Source organism: Prosthecobacter sp. GW821-HT29F12 (genome assembly GCF_058803405.1).
On sequence record NZ_CM179517.1, the window covers coordinates 805,974 to 823,362 of the forward strand.

The following is a 17,389-nucleotide window of genomic DNA, read 5'->3' on the forward strand; positions in this document are numbered from 1 at the left end:
CTGCTTGTTCTTTCTCTACACTGGTGCCGTGGTGTTTTCGGCGGTTGGCATGAAACGCAGGGCGCTGAGTGGAAGAGACCTGCTGCGGGCTCGGAGGCCCGCGCTCCAGGGGCGCTTCGGTTCGCGGTGCTGCATCTGGCTTAGGCTATGGGTTGGCTGTGCTCTGGAAAGAGACTTCGGGGCGGCGGCGTATCTTTGCGCGCTCCAGAGGCCACCGGTGGCTTTTGGCAACCACTTGATGTCATGCTCAAAATTCTTGCTCCTGCTGATCACGCCAGTCCGCTCTGTGATGGGGTGTCGCGGCGGAATTTTCTCAAGATCGGCGGACTGGGATCGATTGGGCTTTCGTTGCCGAAGCTGCTGGCGCTGGAATCGCAGGCGGGCATTGGGAGTTCGCACAAGTCGGTGATTCTCATCTACCTGGTGGGCGGGCCGCCGCATCAGGACATGTTTGATCTCAAGCCGAACGCGCCGCGGGAGATCGCGGGGCCGCACAAGCCCATTGGCACGAATGTGCCGGGCATTGAGATCTGCGAGCTCTTCCCGCGCATGGCGAAGATGATGGACAAGTTTACGATCATCCGCTCGCTGGTGGGTGCGCAGGCGGGGCATGATGCGGCGCAGTGCTACACCGGGCATGTGCCCACGGGTGTGGCTCCGCCGGGAGGATGGCCGCAGTTTGGCAGTGTGGTGGGCAAGCTGCAGGGGGCGCTGGATCCCGCCGTGCCGCCGTTTGTCAGCATGTGCTACGACTGCACGCACGGCCCGTACAATGAGCCGGGGCCTGGCATGCTGGGCTCTGCGCACAGTGCGTTTCGGCACACGGGGCCGAGCCGGGGTGATCTGACGCTGCAGGGGATCACGTATGACCGGCTGGCGGATCGCGCGCGGCTGCTTTCCAGCATCGACCGCTTTCGCCGGGATGTGGACTCCAGCGGCCGGATGGAGGGCATGGATGCCTTCACGCAGCAGGCGATGGGCGTGCTGACTTCCTCCAAGCTGGCGGATGCGCTGGATCTCTCCAAGGAGGACCCGCGCATTGTGGCACGTTATGGTATGGGCGATACGGTCAAGCGCATCGATGAAAACGGCGCGCCACGCGTGCCGCAGAGTTTCCTCACGGCACGGCGTCTGGTGGAGGCCGGCGCGCGCGTGGTCACCGTGAACTACAGCAAGTGGGACTGGCATGGCGGTGCGGGCAATGACATTTTCTCCCGCGAGCGCGAGGACTTTCCCATCTTTGACCGGGGCATCACCGCGCTCATTGAGGATCTGCACCAGCGCGGCATGGACAAGGACTGCACCGTTCTTGTGTGGGGTGAGTTTGGCCGCACGCCGATCATCAGCAAGCAGGTGGGGCGTGATCACTGGCCGCGCGTGGCCATGGCGCTGCTGGCGGGTGGTGGCATGCCAAATGGACAGGTCATCGGCTCCACGGACCGCCTGGGTGGCGAGGCCGACAGCCGCCCGGTGACCTTCCCCGAAGTCTTTGCCACGCTGTATCGAAACCTGGGGATCGATGTGAACACCGCGACGGTGACTGACAACAAAGGGCGCCCGCATTACCTCGTGGAGAACGGCGCGCAGCCGATCCGGGAGCTGATTTGAGGTGGGGGAGGAAGGGGCGGCTGCTTTGACTCAGGTGCGTCAAGCATCCGCTGCGCATGCGAATGAAGGCGGTGCTGCCTGTGATTCTCGCAGTTGGCAAACTCTCAGGCATCTCTTGAAATTGCCCGGGGGGCCCTTACACTGCGCCCATGAGTGCCATCACTGCCACCCTTGACCTGGAAGACGACATGACTGCCGTCGTGACGAACATGCTTCGTCAGTTTCCTAAAGGCACGCGCGTGAAGCTGGCGATCTCCGAAGTGCCGCCAGCAGCGCCGGTGCCGAGTCTGAACGAGTATCGGCAGATGATCGCCACCGCACGACTGCAGGCCCCGCGCGGCCCGTGGACCACGACTGCGGAGACCATGAAGGCCCTGCGGGAAGGCGAGGAGGATTGAGATGGCGTGGGTGGTCGATACCTCGGTGGTGGTGGACTTGGTCACGGGCGATCCGCTCTTTGAACCCGCATCAACCGCCTGCCTGCAGGCTCATCTCAACGACGGCCTCGTCATCAGTCCCGTGACGTTTGTGGAGCTTGGCCCGTCGTTTTCAGGTGACGATGTGGCGGCGGAGGCTTTTCTGAAGTCCTCGCGCATCGGCACGGCGGAGTTCTGGACTCCTGAAGACACGCTTCTCGCGCATCGCCTCTGGCATCAGTTCCAGCTCAGACGCCGCCAGCTCCAAGTGGTGAAGCGCCCAGTGGCCGATGTGTTGATCGCTGCATTCGCTGAGAGATTTCAAGGCATCATCACACGCAACGCGTCCGACTTTCGCCATATCCTTCCCACGCTGCAAATCGTCGAACCGGCGGGCTGAGGACGGAGAACGTTCCTCACCCCGCGAAAGCGGTGGCTCCGATGCAGGCTTGCGCCGTGCCTCTGCGCGACAGCAATCCCAAAAAACGCTGTCGTGCTCGCGTGAATGCGGCGCCCAAGCACTGCTGGCGGGCTGCAAAGACCCACGATGCCCCTCCTTAGTCCAACTCTCAAAAATCTTGTCACATTGCCCGGACGGCGGAGCGGCCCCCCTTGGCTGCGTCGCGCGCTTGCCTGTTATTTCCAAATAGCAGGCGGCGCACTCTCCTTGCCACTGGGGCCGCTGCGCTCGCCGGATCAATAGGACAATCTTTTCGAGAACTGGTCTAATCAAGTGTCGTTCATGCCAGTCATGCATGGCAACTCGGTCAAGGCGCGGGGTTCGTTCACCTGTCGCATTCCCAGAAGTCCGCTCATGGCTGGGAGCGCCCGCCCCGGCACCACGCCCACCACGCCTTACTTGGCCTGTCGCGCATCCGTGGGGACGGCGGCAGGTCTGTCGACCGTGGCCAGGGAGATGCTGATCACCAGCCCTGCAAAACGCGGTGTTTTGGGAGGATCGGAAAACATTTTGGTATGACAGCCCACGCAGTTGGCGTGCAGCGGGATCGCCGTCGCCCGCCGGTACACTCTGTCGGTGACCACTTCGTAAATCTCCTTGCCCGCGCCAAGTTCGGCGGCCGCTTTTTTCTCAAACGAAGTGGCGGGCTCATGGTCCATGTTCATCGCCTTCGTGTTCACGGCGATCCAGTTGGCGTTGCTTCCGGACAGCTTGGCCATGCCCGCAAACACATCTTCCAGTGCACGGGCGGGAAGCACCGCGCCATCTCTGCGGAAGTAGTGCTGGTGCATCACCTCCAGCGTGGTGGTGTACACTTCCTGCAGCAGCCTGGCCTGCTCCCGCGCTGCGGATACCGCTGCCACAGATGGCGCGTGAGACTTTGCCGCCGGGGCAGGGGAGGCCTTGGGCTGGACCGTCTTCGGCCCGGCACCGGAATCCTGCCCCGGCAGTGCTCCTGCGACCATCCAAGCCCCGAGCACGCACGCCAGAAACGACCGCACGCCAGCAACGCATCGAAACGGTCTGCCAAGGGGGGCGGCTTTTGGGTGAGAGCAGAGAGGCATGCGGTGGATGACGACCACGAAAATACGCTCTCCACCGGGGTTCCCTTCAGCGTCCCTTGCTCTTTCCATCCCCTCCATTGGCAGATCCGGCGTGAAATCTAGCCGGCCTGCGGCTACTCCGGATTGCGGGGATCTTCTTTGCGCGGGGGCTTCACGCGCCAGCGCCGATAGCCGAGATAGAGGAAGAGGAGCCAGAGAGGGACGGCCACGATGGGGTGGCTGAATGAATCGAGGAGTGAACGAGCCCATGAATCTCTTTTGGGGGTGGGATGAGTGACGAACCACCAGATCAATGCGGCCATGGCGGCTGCTCCACCCAGAACAAGCAGCACCTGCCTGAGTGTCACAGGTTGCTTGCTGGTTTCAGGTGGCATGATCACGAAAAACGCCGCCGGAAGGAGGGATAGAAAAGGAATTTTGCCCTCAGTGGCTACATACAACACGAACACCACGGTGATAAGTACTGCCCACGCGATGAACTGCTTCGTTGTGATGGGGGGGAGCGTCATGGCTGGGGGGGCTTTGAATGAGGCTGCTCCGGGTATTTGTGGCAAAGCGGAGGGGCAGGACGGAGGAGGAGAAAGAGATGTGATGGACGGCAAACCTCTGCCGTGAATGCGGGGTTGAAGGATCGAGAACGAGAACGAGAACGAGATTCGCCAATGCGGAGGAGACGTTTTGGGCGGCGGCAGTCTCAGTAGCGATCAAATTCTTCGAGGGAGATGTCGGTGCTGGTGGCGTTGCCGTTGGCGACTTTGTGGAGGGTGAGGGTGAAGACGTCGGTGTAGATGTTGGTGGTGGTGCCTTCGGTGCGGGTCTGGGTGGCGTAGATGAGAGGATCGTCGTTGCGGGCGGCGCGGCGGCCGCGTGCGAAGTCGCGGCGGGCGGATTCCCAGCCGTAGCCGGTGCAGTGGAGCATGCCGTAGGTGCCGTCGGGGATGTGATCGAAGGTGAACTTTTCGCCGCCGCGCACGTAGAAGGAGGCGACGAGCTGGCCGCCACTGATCAGTTTGACCAAGGCGTCTTCAGTGAGGCCGTTGTCGATGGTGAGCTTGCCTTTGCCTTGGCTGCCTTTGAGGGTGTCTTTGATGATGGTGCCGGAGGCGAGGCGGGTATCGGTGGGGAGGTGATCGAGGTCGGGTTTGGGCGGGGCGGGTGGTGGTGAGGGAGGTGGGGACGTTGGGGGCGGAGCGGGTGGCGTGGTGGTGGGTTCGGCGCCGGAGGTGGAGGCGGTGATGGGCGGCGCGGGCTGCCCGGCGGGCCGGAACACAGCGGCGAGCTTCTGGGCGGTGGCGATTTGTGAGGGGTCCATGCCGGCCTCGAGCACGCGGAGGATGCCCTTGGCTGCTTCATGGCCCTGCTCGGCGGCGAGGCTGTACCAGGCGTAGGCGTCGCGTTTGTTGGGCGGCTGGCTGCTCTGGCTGATGAGGCCGAGCTGGTACTGCGCCTCGGCCTGGCCCTGCGCGGCGGCTTTGAGAAACCACTGCCGTGCGGCCTCGGCATCCTTGGGGACGCCGGTGCCCTGCAGGCAGGCCTTGCCCATATCGAGCTGGGAGATGGCGTCTCCGAGGTCTGCGGCTTTGCGCATCCAGCGCATGGCTTCGGTGTCGTCTTGGAGGACGCCGTTGCCGTTGGCGTAGCAGATGGCCAGATTATAATTCGCCAGCATGATCCCCTGATCTGCGGCGAGGCGAAAGAGGCGCACGGCTTCGGTGGCGTTTTTGGCCACGCCGGTGCCGTTGAGGTAGCAGCTGCCGAGGTTGTTCTGGGCGTTGGCGTGGCCTTGCTCGGCGGCTTTTTCGTACCACTTCACGGCTTCGGCGGGGTCTTTGGGCGCACCGATGCCGTCCATGAGACAGGCACCGAGCTCATACTGCGCGAGGGCATGGCCCTGCTCGGCGGCTTTGCGCAGCCAGAGGACGGATTCGGCGAGGTTCGTATCGGTGCCGCGTCCGGTGGCGAGGCAGAGGCCGAGGGCGGTTTGCGCCTCGGCGTTGCCCTGCAGGGCAGCTTTGCGATACCAGAGCACGGCCTGGGAGGCGTCCTTGCTGACGCCGGTGCCTTCATCAAAGGCGAGGCCGAGTTCATACTGGGCCTGAGGGTCGTTTTTCTCGGCGGCTTTGCGGAACCATTTCACGGCTTCGGTGTCGTCGCGGGGGACGCCGTTGCCGAGGATGAGTTGCTGGCCGAGGCAGTACATGGCGAGAACCTCGCCCTGCGCGGCGGCTTTGCGGAACCATTGCGCGGCCTCGGCGGCGTTTTTCTCCACGCCTTCGCCGGCGAGGTAGCAGCGGCCCATCTCATACTGGGCTTCGGCGAGGCCCTGGTCTGCGGCCATGCGCATCCAGCGCACGCCTTCGGCGAAGTCTTTGACCACGCCGACGCCACGCAGGTAGAACTCGCCGAGATCAAACTGCGCGCCAGAATCTCCCTGCGCGGCGGCTTTGCGGACCCAGGTGAGCGCGGCGATCTCGTCTTTGACGACGCCATTGCCCTGGAAGTAGGCGCTGCCGAGGAGGTACTGCGCCCTGCCATCGCCCTGGTCTGCGGCGAGGCGGAGCCACTTGACGGCCTCTGCGGCGTCCTTGGGCACGCCATCGCCATTCAGCAGTCGCTGGCCGAGGAGGCGCTGCGCCTGCACGTGGCCCTGCTCGGCGAGGGTGCGGAGCTCGGGCAGCGGTGTGGTATCGGTGAGTGTGATGAGAGAGTTTGTGGTAGGTAGTGGTGGTGCAGGCGGGCTCTCCGAGGTGGTGGAAGTGGCAGCGGCGGCGGCGGCGGCTGCTGCTGGAGGCTGGGAGGGAAACTGGAGGAAGAAGGCGAGCACCAGCACGGCGGCGCCTGCGGAAAGGCCGATGGCGATGCGGGTGAGCGTGCTGGCGGGCTTTTTTGCCGGCGGCGGGGGCTCGACTGGCTGAGATGCAGGGCGCGGGCGGGCGGCGCGGGGCTGCGCTGCTGCTGCTGCGGAGGGGGCTTCCCAGGGCTGCTGTGGGGGCGGTGGTGGCTGCGAGAAGGAGGGCTGCTGCTGTTGGTGCTGCTGGGATGCAAAGGGGCGTTTGGGTCCGGGCAGGGGCAGGGAGGAGGGGGAGTGGCGTGAGGCGCGTTTGCTGGTCTGGGCTTTTTGAAAGGGGAAGGCCCCGTCCGGCACGGCCTGCAGCAGGGCGTGGGCGGCTTTGACCTCGGCGCTTTTCGTGTTGGCCTTGGCGATGAGCTCGGGATTTCCCTCAAACCGGCCGACGCACCAGACGAGGAGGGCGTCCTGGTAGGCGATGGTCAATTGCGCCCGGGTGATGGGCGCGGTGAGATCGAGGATGCGCAGGGCTTCGGTAGTCGTCATAGGGCCGAGGCTGCGAGAGAAGCGTGGAAAGGCCGTGTGTCACCCTGGATTTTGTTTGAAGGAGATTTTGGGAATGGCTCGGGGAAAGGGGGGGGGCGTGGTGTGCAAGGCCGCAGCGCTCCGCGGAACCCCAAAGGTACGGATGGGTGCTGGGCAGGCGGCGTGAATTGGCCGCGCTGCTGCTCCCGCTTCCATCGTTACTGCACGCTGGCGCTTTCCTGCGTGCGACTTTTTACCCGGCGAAAGGCCGGAGGGAGGGGCGGCTCAGCCCAGGGGCTTGAGCCGCAGCTGGCGCAGCGTGTAGAAGGGGGCGTCGGATTCCTTCATGCGCCGGGCTCCGATTTTGCGCTGGGGGCCGAATTGATCGCGCTGGGCGGTGAAGATGCCTTCCACGAATTCCTTGCTGCCCAGTGCCACGCCGTCGGAGAAGTAGCGCACGCGCAGGCGCACGAGTTCGCCGGGGCTGAGTTTGCCTTTCTCTGCGAGCACGGTGCGTGCTGACTCGGCACTGATGCCACGAGATACCACCTTCTCATTCTGCGCGTCTTTGACCTCGCGGCCTTCGGCATGCAGGAGGCAGCGGTAGGCGGCTGCAGCGCCGGCGGTCTTCCAGCCGTCCACCGGTTTGCCCTGGGCTTTGCACAGGCCGCGCTGGGCTCTGCGGCTACCGCCGAGGGCCTCGGCGTAGCCGCACCAGCGATAGTCCTTCGGATCTTTCACGAGGCCGGCGCGCACGGGATTGAGATCGATGTAGGCTGCCATGGTGCGCAGGGGCTCACCTTTGCCTTCGACGAGGACGCTCTTGAAGCGGTCCATCCACAGTGTGCCACGGCGGCCGCGACGTTTGTTGAACCAGCGGCTGAAGCGTTCTTTGACCTCTTTGACGAAGAGGGAGAGATCGCAGAAACGCTTTTTCAGAGCGTCGATCCGCTGCTCGGCGAGGACGGCCATGCCGCGTGCGCGGAAATCGGCGAGTTCATCGCGCAGCAGGCCCAAATAGGCGCGGCTGTAGAGGGTGCGCAGGTGATCGAAGAGCTTTGCTTCGCCCTGGGGGCCGTCAAAGCGCTGCACCCAGGTTTCGCGGTGCGGCACTTCGGCGAGCAGATGGAAGTGATTTCCCATGATGCAGTAGGTGACCACCTTGATGCCGGAGAACTCGGCCATGCGCCAGATCACGCGGCGCAGCGCTTCCTTTTCCACGTCGTCAAACAGCACTTCGCCGCCGCAAGTCCGCGACATGACGTGGTAGCAGTAGGACTCCAGCGGTCCTTTGCCGAGCACGCGAAACCGCCCGCCGGACCACGAACGCGCGCCGGGAAAGATACCGGTTTTCGCATTCACACCGACAAGTTGCTCTTCGAGCGGGAGGGGCGGCATCGCTTGAGAATCAGGGGATTGGGTAGGCCTCATGGGGCGGAATCTATAGGAAATGGCGGTGGGTGCAACAACTAAATGCCTGGCATTATTTGTGAGTGCCAAGAACTGGGAAAGGAGCGATCCTTGGTTAGTACTCGGGCGTGGTATTTACTCCAGGCGCAGGCAGGTGGCGGTGAGGCGGGTGCGCTGGGTGTCGGGCACGGGGGGCGGTTGGAAGTCTTTGAGATGTGCGTGCCGGAGGAATCTCCAAATGCCTTTGAAGTGATAGATGCGGGAGAGGAGCAGCAGCCACAGGGCGATGGATGCCAGGGGCCAGGTGAGCGGGAGTGACGAGCCGGATAGGTGAATGAACCAGCGCAAGGGTCGCACCATGGGGGCGGCGGGGAGTGCTTGAAGAAGCAAATAGGGAAGGGTGAGGATGCCGGCAAGGCTGGTCAAAGCATGCAACGCATGGGCTGCACCTAGGACGCTGGGTTTTGGCTTCATGGTGTGTGGGGGGGATGGAACGGCGATGTGGGATGAGGAAATGGAAAACAGGCGCTGGATGTGGCTGAGCGGGGGGGCGCTGTTTTGTGTGTCTCAATCGTCACACTCTCAATCTTGAGCGGGCGGTGTTTTGTCACAGGCTCGTTGCATGAATTCTTTGGCGGCACCTGTTTTTTCTCCCCACGGGGTGGGTGCTGGCCGGGTGCAAATGGGGAGCGGGCTGCCATGAAAGCATGCCTGCTGGCCGGACTGATCTGTTGTTGGCTGGTTTCTTGTGGTCGCGCGAGGAAGCCGCACAAGACGGTGGCGGAGGTGAAGAAATCCGATGTCGTGTGGTGCCGGATTCTGGGGGCCAGCGTCACGGTGCCGAACCAGAAGGCCGAAGAATGGGCCATCCGGCGTGCCACTTTTTTGTACCAGACGAAGGCTGAGGGCAGCAATCGCCGCTTCATCGAGGTGAAGGTTTCGCGGCCTGCGGCGCCGCTGCATTTCTCCCGGGGCTCCACGATTCCGGATCCGCCACGTGCGCCGGTGATGGACGAGGTTTTCATTCCCGAGGCCTTTCTGGAGGAATTGAGGGCTGCGGGGCGGCAGGTGGCGCGTGCTTCGGAATGCGACGTCAGCAAGAAAGGCGTGAAGGACCGGGCGACAGGTGCCACCGGGGGTGAGCTTCTCAGCGTCTGCGACATCTGCTTTCTCAGCCCCACCGAGGCGGAGGTGACGGGCGGGTGGTGGCGGAGTCCGGAGAGCGCCGCGTCATACACCTATGTCCTCAAAAAGATCGACGGCGTCTGGGTGGTGGCAGGTGAGCACATGACTTCGGTCTCTTGAACTGAGGGGGATTCTGGCGGGCGCACTTTGGCATTGCCACGGGATGTCGAGCCTGTCAGAAGCTTGGGCTGTTGGCCTGCGACTTATGACGAGCCCCACCCTGAACTGCTTGGTTTGTGCGAACCCGTGGACGGATGAGCGGGGCGTGAGGTGCGCGAGGGTGGAGGTGCGCGAGGGTGGAGGTGCGCGAGGGTGGAGGTGCAGGCGGAGCACTGCGAGGTGCATGTGCCGCTGAGACGGGGCGAGGCGGTGGGCACACCTGAGATGGGGTAGGGTTATACCCCATAGGCAGGGCAGGGTATCTGCGGAAAGGTGCACCCATGCATCAGTGGTTCGACTAACGATAAACTGAGCAACCAACCGAATCCTATGAAACCCTTCCTCTTCCTCCTCCTCTTCTCTTCCGCCACTTTCCTGACCGTGAGCTGCAACAAGCAGAAGCAGGCCATCGATGCGCAAAACGACGCCACCCAGACCGCGCTGGACCACCAGAAAGATGCCGTGGCTGCAGACGCCAAGGAAGCCAAGGCGCAGGTGGACATCGACACCAAGATCACCAAGGCCAACATCGATGCAAACAAGGCTGTGGACCAGGCCCAGCTGGATGCCGACAAGAAGAAGGCTGACGCCGAAGCCGCCGCTGCCAAGGCCCGTGTGGATGCCGTGCAGAAGTAATCTGCCCGCCCCGGAGCGCGCCCACCTCGTGGGCCTGCTCTTTTCAAACTCTCCCTCCTCTTCCGACCCTAATAACACACACACACACCACTCCTATGAAAACATCCATCACACGCATCGCACTTCTCGTCTTCGCATCTGCGGCCCTGACCCTCGTCGGCACCAGCTGCCGCACCGTTCGTGGCTTCGGCCAGGACGTGGAGCATGTGGGCGGCCACATCGAGCACGCCGCCCGCTAATCCAGCGCACGCAAAGCATTCGAAGCGTTGTTGGAAAGCCACTAAGGCTTTTCAACAACGCTTTTGCTTGGCAAAGCGGTCGCGTGAGGGACAGTACCGCCTTCCTCCTCTGAGTCCCTGATCCGAAGGGACGGGTGTCTGGCGCTTTCAATGCTCCGTCCATTGAAGAAAGACCGCGCCGCACCGTCTACAAAAAAACACATCCCTCTGCATTCCCCATGAAACACATTTTCTCCGCGCTCTCTGCCACTCTTCTGCTGGCGGTGCTGGCGCCCGCCTTCGCCCGGGCCGAGGCCCCCCCCACGGGCGGCACCATGGGCATCTACGTCGAAAACGATCTCTTTGCCGGCACGGACCGCTACTACACCAGCGGGGTGAAGCTGAGCTGGACCTCGCCGGATCTTTCCCGCCTCAGCGGCACGCCGCATGCCCGCATGATGCTGCCGCTGTTTGAGCTGATTCCCGGCATCCATGACACAAACTACCAGAAGAACGTCATCCACTCCATCGGGCAGGACATTTACACGCCTGACAACACGGAGACCTTCACCCCGGCGCTGAACGACCGGCCCTATGCAGGCTGGCTGTATGTCTCCAACGGCGTGGTGTGGAAGACGGACCGCGTGCGAAACATCCTGGTGATGGACATCGGCGTGGTGGGCTCGTATTCCTATGCGCAGGAGGCGCAGCGCTACGTGCATGATGCGCGCGGCTTTGACCACCCGAACGGCTGGGACCACCAGCTGCACAATGAGATCGGCGTCACCCTGGCGTATGAGCGCACCTGGCGCTGGCCGCACATCGTGAAGCGCAGCGGCGCGGAGTGGGAATTCCTCCCGCATGCCGGCGCGACGGCGGGGAATGTGAAGGACTACGCCAATGTGGGCGGCGAATTCCGCATGGGCTTCAATCTGCCGGACGACTACGGTACGCCTTCCATCGGCCCGTCCTCCGCCGCATCCACTCCGGTGGATGGCTCACTGGGCGCGGACCGCTCCTGGTTCCCGCTGGGCTTCCACGTCTTTGCGCGTGCAGACGGCCGCGCCGTGGCGCACAACATCTTTCTGGACGGCAACACCTTTGGCGACAGCCCCTCCGTAGGGCACAACGTCTTCGTGGCGGACCTGAGCACCGGCTTTGTCATCAACTGGCGCAACACCAAGATGTCCTACGCCGTGGTCTACCGCACCAAGGAGTTCAACGCGCAGATCGCGCCGCAGCTCTTTGGCACCGTGTCGCTGAACTGGACGTTTTAGGCGCGGGTGCGGGGCGGGCTGTGGGAGGTGCGCCGTGACGCTTTGAAACGGTGTGGATGATGGCGTGAAAATGTGTCAAAAATTTGCACCCTGTCCCCCTTCTGGGGCGGCTCGCGCCTCGGTTAACCGCCTGCCTCATCTCCAGGTGAGAATCTGCGGCGGCTTGCGCGGCACGGGCGGTGTATCGCCGGCCGGCACACCCAGAATGATGGGGGCGATGGCGGTCCACTCCTCCGGGATCTTCAGCTCCGCCTTCCACTCGGGCGAGTTCAGGGCCTCCACCGCAAAGCCGATGACGCAGGTTCCCAGGCCCTGGGCGCAGGCGGCGAGCATGAGGTTTTCAGCAGCCAGCCAGCAGTCCGCCGTGACGAAGGACCCCTGCGATTTGCCGTAGATGACGATCAGCGAACTGGCGTCATAGAAGACGTGGAACCCTGTTTTGTTCACCAGGTCCAGCACGTGCGTGGCGTGCGGGGAGCTGGAGCTCTTGGCCTCCTCGCGCACGCATTCCTTGGCGCTTTCAGACAGGCGATCCAGCAGCGCCCTGTCCTCGATGATGGCAAAGCCCCAGGGCTCCTGATGCATGGCGGTGGGAGCGTGGACGGCGGCATCGAGCAGCCTGCGGATCACCTCCGCGCCGACGGTCGTCGCCGTAAAATGACGGACGGAGCGGCGCTGATAAACGGCATCCATGGCGCTCATGGCGGCGCCGGTCTCGGTGGGTGATGGGAGAGGGGGCATGGCGTGGGGGAGAAAAAGGAATGTCTGCAAAGACGCCGCCTCTAAGCCCGCCCCGCCCGCTGTTGCGGTGGGGAGAGCACAGGCCGGCGTTGTTCTTTCTACGGTATCGCCCCGCCACCGCGCCGCCATGGGCAGCCAGCCTCAATTCATCTCAGCTTTCGGCTGAGGAATGATGCGCCAAAAGCGCATGCGAGCGGGATGATGGAGGTGAAAATTTGTCAAGAATTTGCACCCTGACCCCATTTTGGAGTCGGTCCGCACAGCGCGGCTGCGCCGCCCTCGGCATGACGCACCAGCCACTTGCGGCTGATGCCAAACTCCACGCAGAGCTCCGTCACGGTGAATCTCCCGCTGTTGGCCAAGGTGACAAACTTCAGTCGTTGCTCTGTCGTAGGGGTGTTGGTCCAAGGCATGAAATCCCGCTCCAACTGTAACCCATGTTCCCGGTCAACTTGTCATCTATGTGCCCGGTCCGAACCAACGCAGCTGCACCGCCCTGGGCATGGCGCACCCGCCACTTGTGAACGCACCTGCGGCTGACGCCAAACTCCAAGCACAGCTGGCTCACACTGAAGCTTCCGCTGTGGTCCAAGGTGACAAATGAGAGGGCAGACGCTCATGCCGCCGCTGCGCCGCCCTCACGGGTAGCTCACCTGCACGCGGTAGAATTTCCGCAGGGAGGTGGCATCGGGATCGGTCACGGTGCGGGTCTGGCCGTTGTCCTGAATGATGGCGCCGGTCAGGGGCTGCCAGCCGCTGGCGCTCAGGTCGGTGCTGAACTGCACGGTGTAGGTGCGGTCTGGCAGGCGGGGGCTGATGACGAGGGTGTGGGAGCCGGGGGCGTTGCCGACGGAGGTGACGAAGCGTGAAGCGGGGTCCGTGGGATTGAGGCCGGCGGTGTATTTGAAGAGGTTGTTCTGGCCGGTGCCGCTGGCGTCGGCGGTGGGGGCGGCCAGGGGATTGTTGGCGCCGAAGTACTGGAGCTGCCAGGAGTCGGGGAGGCCGTCGCTGGCGTAGGCGCCGAAGTTGTCCGGCACGGTGTCCAGCACGGTGAGGCCCAGCGTGCCGCTGAGCCCGAGGTAGCTGCCCTGCACGATGGCGGCGGTGTTTTGGCCCACAAGGCCCGCCGTGGCCAGGCCGCCGCTGCTGATGCTGGTGAGGGGGCCGCTCTGCACGCTCCAGGCGATGCTGGTGGCGGGCACCCCCAGGGTGGTGCCGTCATCCAGCACCTGCGCGGCGTCGAGCTGACGCGTGCCGCTTTCGTTGATCGTAGCGGGCGTGGCCGCCAGTTGCAGTGCGGTCACCTCATAGATCTGGCCGAGGTAGCCGCTCTTGGCCGTCTGCGCAGGGGCCGCCACGGTGGCGATGCCGGTGATGCCGCCGAGACTGCCCTCACTGCGGTAGCTGCTGCTGGTGGCGTGGGCGCCGCCGGCGTCCACGCTGTCCGTGGGCACGGTGTAGCTGGTGCTGGCGCGCGGGCCGGCGTGCAGGGTGGTGGCAAGCGCGAGTGCGGCGAGCCAGGGGGCGGCGCTTGGCAACCAGTGCCGCGGCTTCACTTGCGGTGCCGGAGGCGCGCAAGTCATTCGCGCCGGGAGACTTGCCGCAGCGCGTGCGGGTTCGGGTGGGATGGTGTGGTGTGTCATACCAGAGGCTCCGCTTGGGGTGGGTGGATGGGGGGTTACAGCTTGCTGATGCTCGCGTCGCCATAGTTCGCCACCCAGATGCTGGCACCATCGAAGCAGATGCCGTAGGGGGTTGTTTTCACGGAGTAAGTGCCGATGACGGCCCCGGTGCTGGCATTGAGCTTCGTCGCGGTGTTGGCGCTGCTATTTGACGTCCAGATGCTGGAGCCGTCGAAACAGACGCCCCAGGGACCCGTTCCCACGGAGTACGTGCCGACGACGGCCCCGGTGCTGGCGTTGAGTTTGGTCACGTTGTTGTCATCCTGGTTGGCCACCCAGATGTTTATGCCGTCGAAACAGATGCCACCGGGATTGGCTCCCACGGTGTAAGTGCCGATGACGGCCCCGGTGCTGGCGTTGAGCTTCGTCACTGTGCTGTCGCTCTGGTTTACCGCCCAGATGCTGGAGCCGTCGAAACAGATGCCACGGGGGCTGTTGCCCACGTTGTAAGTGCCAACGACGGCCCCCGTGCCGGCGTTGAGCTTCGTCACGTTGTGGCTGTTGGCATTGGCCACCCAGATGTTGGTGCCGTCGAAACAGAGGGCGACGGGAGTGCTTCCCACAGTGTAAGTGCCGATGACGGCCCCGGTGCTGGCGTTGACTTTTGTCACGGCGCTGTCGATCAGGTTGGTCACCCAGATGCTGGAGCCGTCGAAACAGATGCCATTGGGAAGGCTTCCCGCTGCGTAGGTGCCGATCACGGCCCCGGTGCTGGCATCCAGCTTCGTCACGTTGCCGCTGCCGATGTTTGCCACCCAGATGCTGGAGCCGTCGAAGCAGGCGCCATTGGGATTGGTGCCCACGCTGAATCTGTTGTTGGCCTGGGCCACGCCCCATTTCAGCAGGGCGATCTGCTTGCGGTTGGGCGACGGGGCGACACTCGTCGTGGTGATGCCTGTGATGCCCGAGCCATCTCCCACGAAGGCCGGGGCCGTGACGGTGCCGGTGAAGGTGGGAGAGGCCGTGGGGGCTTTGGCCGCCACATTGCCATTGAGTTTGTTGATGGCGGTAAGGATGGTGTCCGCCGAGGTGATGGTGCCGGTGGTGCTGGAGAAGCCGGTGAGCGACTTGCCGGTGACGGTGGTCGCCGCGATGGCCGTGGCCCCCTGCGTGCCGGTGACGTCGCCGGCGAGTGAGCCGGTGAAGCTGCCTGCGCTGCCCGTGACATTCCCCGTGACGTTGCCGCTGAAGGCCGGGGCCGTGACGGTGCCGGTGAAGGTGGGGGAAGCCGTGGGGGCCTTCGTCGCCACGTTGCCATTGAGCTTGTTGATGGCGGTGAGGATGGAGTCCGTGGCGGAGATGGTGCCGGTGGTGCTGGAGAAACCGGTGAGAGCCTTGCCGGTGACGGTGGCCGCCGCGATGGCGGTGGCGCCCTGCGTGCCGGTGACATCGCCCGCGAGCGATCCGGTAAAGCTGCCCGCAGTCGTGGCGGTGGACGCATTGCCCGTGAGATTGCCGCTGAAGGTGCCCGTGGTGGTGCCGGCAAGGGTGAGGCCGCTGGCAAGCTGGGTGCTGCCCACGGCACCGCTGGCGATCTGCGTGCTCGTCACGCTGCCGGAGGCCAGACTGGTGGCGGTGATGCCCGTCAGGCCGGAGCCATTGCCGTGAATCACACCCGTGAGGTAGGTGTCTGTCTGCGTGGTGCCATCGCCAATGCGGATGATGTTGGACTCTCCGGCCACGCCTGCATGGCCGATGTCGATGTTGTTGCTGCCGGTGGTGAGGTTCTGCCCGGCGCGGTTTCCCAGGGCGATGTTGCTGCCGCCGGTGGTGTTGCCGGAGAGGGCCTGCCAGCCAAAGGCGGTGTTGGAGTTGCCGGTGGTCGTGCCAATGAGCGCCTGATAGCCCGCAGCCGTGTTGTTGCTGGCCAGATTGTTTTGCAGCGCGTAGGACCCCAGCGCGGTGTTCTGATTGCCGGTGACGTTGTAATTCAGCGCATCAAAGCCGAAGGCCACGTTGTTGGAGGCCGTGGTGCTGAACTGCAGGGTCTCATACCCGCTGGCGGTGTTGTTGTTTCCCGTGGTGTTGCTGGTAAGGGAGTAGGTGCCGCTGGCGGTGTTCTTGGTGCCGGAGGTGTTGGCCGTGAGCACCAGATAACCGACCGCGGTGTTCTGGATGCCGGCATCGTTCACCGCGAGCGCCCCGCTGCCGATGGCGGTGTTCTTATGCCCCGTGGTGAGCGCCGGGAGTGTGTTGTTGCCAAAGGCCACGTTGTCATAGCCCGTCTGGGTGAAATTGCCGGAGTTCGCGCCTGCAAAGAGACTGCTGGAGCCGTAGCTGTGCAGCAGGCTCGCCCCATTTTGCTGGATGACCCCCGTCGTCGCGCCGGTGGTGACCGGCAGATTCACGCCCGTGGCCATCAGCGCATAACCCACCGCTGCGATGCGCTGGTCCGGCGTGAGCAGCTGCGAACCGTTCACCCCGTCATTGAACCAGACGCGCAGGCGCACATCCGCATTGGAAAAGACGCCGGGCGGCACCGCCGTCATGTTTGCCAGCGTGGTGTCCCCGAGCTGCACGGAGTAGAGGCCTTTGGTCACGAAAAGGGTCACGGCGGCGGCGGGCTCGCTCCCCGCGGTGCTGCTGCCGTCATTGCTCCAGTAGGTGGTGCTGCCGTTCGCATTGACCAGGGCAAACTTGAACTGGCCCGTGCCGTCAAAATTGGTGGTGCCGACCGCGACGCGGCCCTGGTAGTTCAGGAGCTGAGGCACCTGGGCCTGGAGCGTGGCGGCGGAAGCGAGCAGCAGCAGCAGGGCCAGGCCCCGTGCGATGAGTGTGGTCATGAGGGTTTCGTGTGCGGGTGAAAGGCTCTGGTGCACGCCGCCACCTCAACCCGGCAGAACATCGTGGTGCTGACGCGCGGAGAGAAAAACGCCCCGGAAAACGCCTTAAGCCAACCGGGGAATAACTCTTAGCCAGGGCTTAGCAGGCTTGTCCACCACGAAATTGTGGCAAAAATGGCAAGGGCAAAATGCCTGGCAGCTTTGCCTTTGCTGTTTGCCTCTGAAGGAGTGAACTGAAGAGAGTTCACAGAACAGGCGGCAAGGGAAACCGGCATTCTCGCGCCTGGGGCCGATGTGCAGTGATCGAGCAGGCACCTTGTAAATCAATGCTTTGATCCGCCCAGGTTGTACAGAATGCCTGGCAACTTTTTCTGGCAACTTTTTCCAAAGGTCTCTGATGGAAATGTCTCTGTGTCCTCGGCCTGGGGTTGGTGGCC

Annotated in this window: 16 protein-coding genes; 7 read left to right on the top strand and 9 right to left on the bottom strand. The window is 63.8% G+C overall.

Going from position 1 to position 17,389, the window contains the following annotated elements:
* The first annotated feature begins 243 nt into the window (after nt 1-243).
* The 3 genes from AC3RLQ_RS03200 (at nt 244) to AC3RLQ_RS03210 (ending at nt 2,424) form a co-directional block, all read left to right on the top strand.
* Nucleotides 244-1,608, top strand: coding sequence for a DUF1501 domain-containing protein (locus AC3RLQ_RS03200; protein WP_493034285.1), 1,365 nt, complete (start codon nt 244-246; stop codon nt 1,606-1,608).
* 149 nt (nt 1,609-1,757) lie between these two features.
* Nucleotides 1,758-2,006: a hypothetical protein gene (locus AC3RLQ_RS03205; RefSeq protein WP_487688792.1), complete on the top strand. Its 249-nt coding sequence runs from the start codon at nt 1,758-1,760 to the stop codon at nt 2,004-2,006.
* Nucleotide 2,007: 1 nt separating this feature from the next.
* A complete protein-coding gene (locus AC3RLQ_RS03210; protein ID WP_493034287.1) occupies nt 2,008-2,424 on the top strand; it encodes a type II toxin-antitoxin system VapC family toxin in 417 nt (138 codons plus the stop codon).
* A 455-nt stretch (nt 2,425-2,879) separates the two neighbouring features.
* Here the strand turns inward: AC3RLQ_RS03210 and AC3RLQ_RS03215 are convergent, their stop codons facing one another.
* From AC3RLQ_RS03215 to AC3RLQ_RS03235, 5 genes are all read right to left on the bottom strand, one after another.
* Nucleotides 2,880-3,485 (bottom strand): c-type heme family protein, encoded by a 606-nt coding sequence (locus AC3RLQ_RS03215; RefSeq protein WP_493034288.1) that lies wholly within the window; start codon nt 3,483-3,485, stop codon nt 2,880-2,882.
* A 176-nt stretch (nt 3,486-3,661) separates the two neighbouring features.
* Nucleotides 3,662-4,057, bottom strand: a complete 396-nt coding sequence (locus AC3RLQ_RS03220; RefSeq protein ID WP_493034289.1) for a hypothetical protein — start codon at nt 4,055-4,057, stop codon at nt 3,662-3,664.
* A gap of 185 nt (nt 4,058-4,242) precedes the next feature.
* On the bottom strand, nt 4,243-6,882 hold the full coding sequence (locus AC3RLQ_RS03225) for an SEL1-like repeat protein (RefSeq protein WP_493034291.1): 2,640 nt from the start codon (nt 6,880-6,882) through the stop codon (nt 4,243-4,245).
* Between the two features lie 264 nt (nt 6,883-7,146).
* Nucleotides 7,147-8,259 carry a transposase gene (locus tag AC3RLQ_RS03230; protein ID WP_493034294.1) on the bottom strand — a complete coding sequence of 371 codons (1,113 nt, stop codon included), beginning with the start codon at nt 8,257-8,259 and terminating at the stop codon, nt 7,147-7,149.
* Nucleotides 8,260-8,406: 147 nt separating this feature from the next.
* On the bottom strand, nt 8,407-8,745 hold the full coding sequence (locus AC3RLQ_RS03235) for a hypothetical protein (RefSeq protein ID WP_493034296.1): 339 nt from the start codon (nt 8,743-8,745) through the stop codon (nt 8,407-8,409).
* A 225-nt stretch (nt 8,746-8,970) separates the two neighbouring features.
* Between AC3RLQ_RS03235 and AC3RLQ_RS03240 the strand changes: the two genes are divergently transcribed.
* The 4 genes from AC3RLQ_RS03240 to AC3RLQ_RS03255 all read left to right on the top strand — a co-directional run bounded on the left by AC3RLQ_RS03240 (nt 8,971) and on the right by AC3RLQ_RS03255 (nt 11,746).
* Nucleotides 8,971-9,576, top strand: a complete 606-nt coding sequence (locus AC3RLQ_RS03240; RefSeq protein WP_493034298.1) for a hypothetical protein — start codon at nt 8,971-8,973, stop codon at nt 9,574-9,576.
* Nucleotides 9,577-9,945: 369 nt separating this feature from the next.
* Entirely contained in the window at nt 9,946-10,251 is a 306-nt protein-coding gene (locus AC3RLQ_RS03245; protein WP_493034299.1) for a hypothetical protein, read from the top strand.
* A gap of 95 nt (nt 10,252-10,346) precedes the next feature.
* Nucleotides 10,347-10,490, top strand: a complete 144-nt coding sequence (locus AC3RLQ_RS03250; RefSeq protein WP_493034301.1) for an entericidin A/B family lipoprotein — start codon at nt 10,347-10,349, stop codon at nt 10,488-10,490.
* Nucleotides 10,491-10,708: 218 nt separating this feature from the next.
* A complete protein-coding gene (locus tag AC3RLQ_RS03255; protein ID WP_493034303.1) occupies nt 10,709-11,746 on the top strand; it encodes a lipid A deacylase LpxR family protein in 1,038 nt (345 codons plus the stop codon).
* Nucleotides 11,747-11,881: 135 nt separating this feature from the next.
* Here AC3RLQ_RS03255 and AC3RLQ_RS03260 read toward each other — a convergent pair whose 3' ends face one another.
* From AC3RLQ_RS03260 to AC3RLQ_RS03275, 4 genes are all read right to left on the bottom strand, one after another.
* Nucleotides 11,882-12,487, bottom strand: a complete 606-nt coding sequence (locus AC3RLQ_RS03260) for a nitroreductase family protein (protein ID WP_493034305.1) — start codon at nt 12,485-12,487, stop codon at nt 11,882-11,884.
* A 218-nt stretch (nt 12,488-12,705) separates the two neighbouring features.
* Nucleotides 12,706-12,900 carry a helix-turn-helix domain-containing protein gene (locus AC3RLQ_RS03265; RefSeq protein ID WP_493034307.1) on the bottom strand — a complete coding sequence of 65 codons (195 nt, stop codon included), beginning with the start codon at nt 12,898-12,900 and terminating at the stop codon, nt 12,706-12,708.
* A gap of 225 nt (nt 12,901-13,125) precedes the next feature.
* Nucleotides 13,126-14,130, bottom strand: coding sequence for a hypothetical protein (locus AC3RLQ_RS03270; RefSeq protein WP_493034309.1), 1,005 nt, complete (start codon nt 14,128-14,130; stop codon nt 13,126-13,128).
* 35 nt (nt 14,131-14,165) lie between these two features.
* Nucleotides 14,166-16,952, bottom strand: coding sequence for a hypothetical protein (locus tag AC3RLQ_RS03275; protein WP_493034310.1), 2,787 nt, complete (start codon nt 16,950-16,952; stop codon nt 14,166-14,168).
* Nucleotides 16,953-17,389: the final 437 nt, after the last annotated feature.

Coding starts and splice junctions, on each gene's coding strand:
- AC3RLQ_RS03200 (WP_493034285.1), top strand. CDS start 244: ATGCTCAAAATTCTTGCTCCTGCTGATCACGCCAGTCCGCTCTGTGAT.
- AC3RLQ_RS03205 (WP_487688792.1), top strand. CDS start 1,758: ATGAGTGCCATCACTGCCACCCTTGACCTGGAAGACGACATGACTGCC.
- AC3RLQ_RS03210 (WP_493034287.1), top strand. CDS start 2,008: ATGGCGTGGGTGGTCGATACCTCGGTGGTGGTGGACTTGGTCACGGGC.
- AC3RLQ_RS03220 (WP_493034289.1), bottom strand. CDS start 4,057: ATGACGCTCCCCCCCATCACAACGAAGCAGTTCATCGCGTGGGCAGTA.
- AC3RLQ_RS03225 (WP_493034291.1), bottom strand. CDS start 6,882: ATGACGACTACCGAAGCCCTGCGCATCCTCGATCTCACCGCGCCCATC.
- AC3RLQ_RS03230 (WP_493034294.1), bottom strand. CDS start 8,259: ATGCCGCCCCTCCCGCTCGAAGAGCAACTTGTCGGTGTGAATGCGAAA.
- AC3RLQ_RS03235 (WP_493034296.1), bottom strand. CDS start 8,745: ATGAAGCCAAAACCCAGCGTCCTAGGTGCAGCCCATGCGTTGCATGCT.
- AC3RLQ_RS03240 (WP_493034298.1), top strand. CDS start 8,971: ATGAAAGCATGCCTGCTGGCCGGACTGATCTGTTGTTGGCTGGTTTCT.
- AC3RLQ_RS03245 (WP_493034299.1), top strand. CDS start 9,946: ATGAAACCCTTCCTCTTCCTCCTCCTCTTCTCTTCCGCCACTTTCCTG.
- AC3RLQ_RS03250 (WP_493034301.1), top strand. CDS start 10,347: ATGAAAACATCCATCACACGCATCGCACTTCTCGTCTTCGCATCTGCG.
- AC3RLQ_RS03255 (WP_493034303.1), top strand. CDS start 10,709: ATGAAACACATTTTCTCCGCGCTCTCTGCCACTCTTCTGCTGGCGGTG.
- AC3RLQ_RS03260 (WP_493034305.1), bottom strand. CDS start 12,487: ATGCCCCCTCTCCCATCACCCACCGAGACCGGCGCCGCCATGAGCGCC.
- AC3RLQ_RS03265 (WP_493034307.1), bottom strand. CDS start 12,900: ATGCCTTGGACCAACACCCCTACGACAGAGCAACGACTGAAGTTTGTC.
- AC3RLQ_RS03270 (WP_493034309.1), bottom strand. CDS start 14,130: ATGACACACCACACCATCCCACCCGAACCCGCACGCGCTGCGGCAAGT.
- AC3RLQ_RS03275 (WP_493034310.1), bottom strand. CDS start 16,952: ATGACCACACTCATCGCACGGGGCCTGGCCCTGCTGCTGCTGCTCGCT.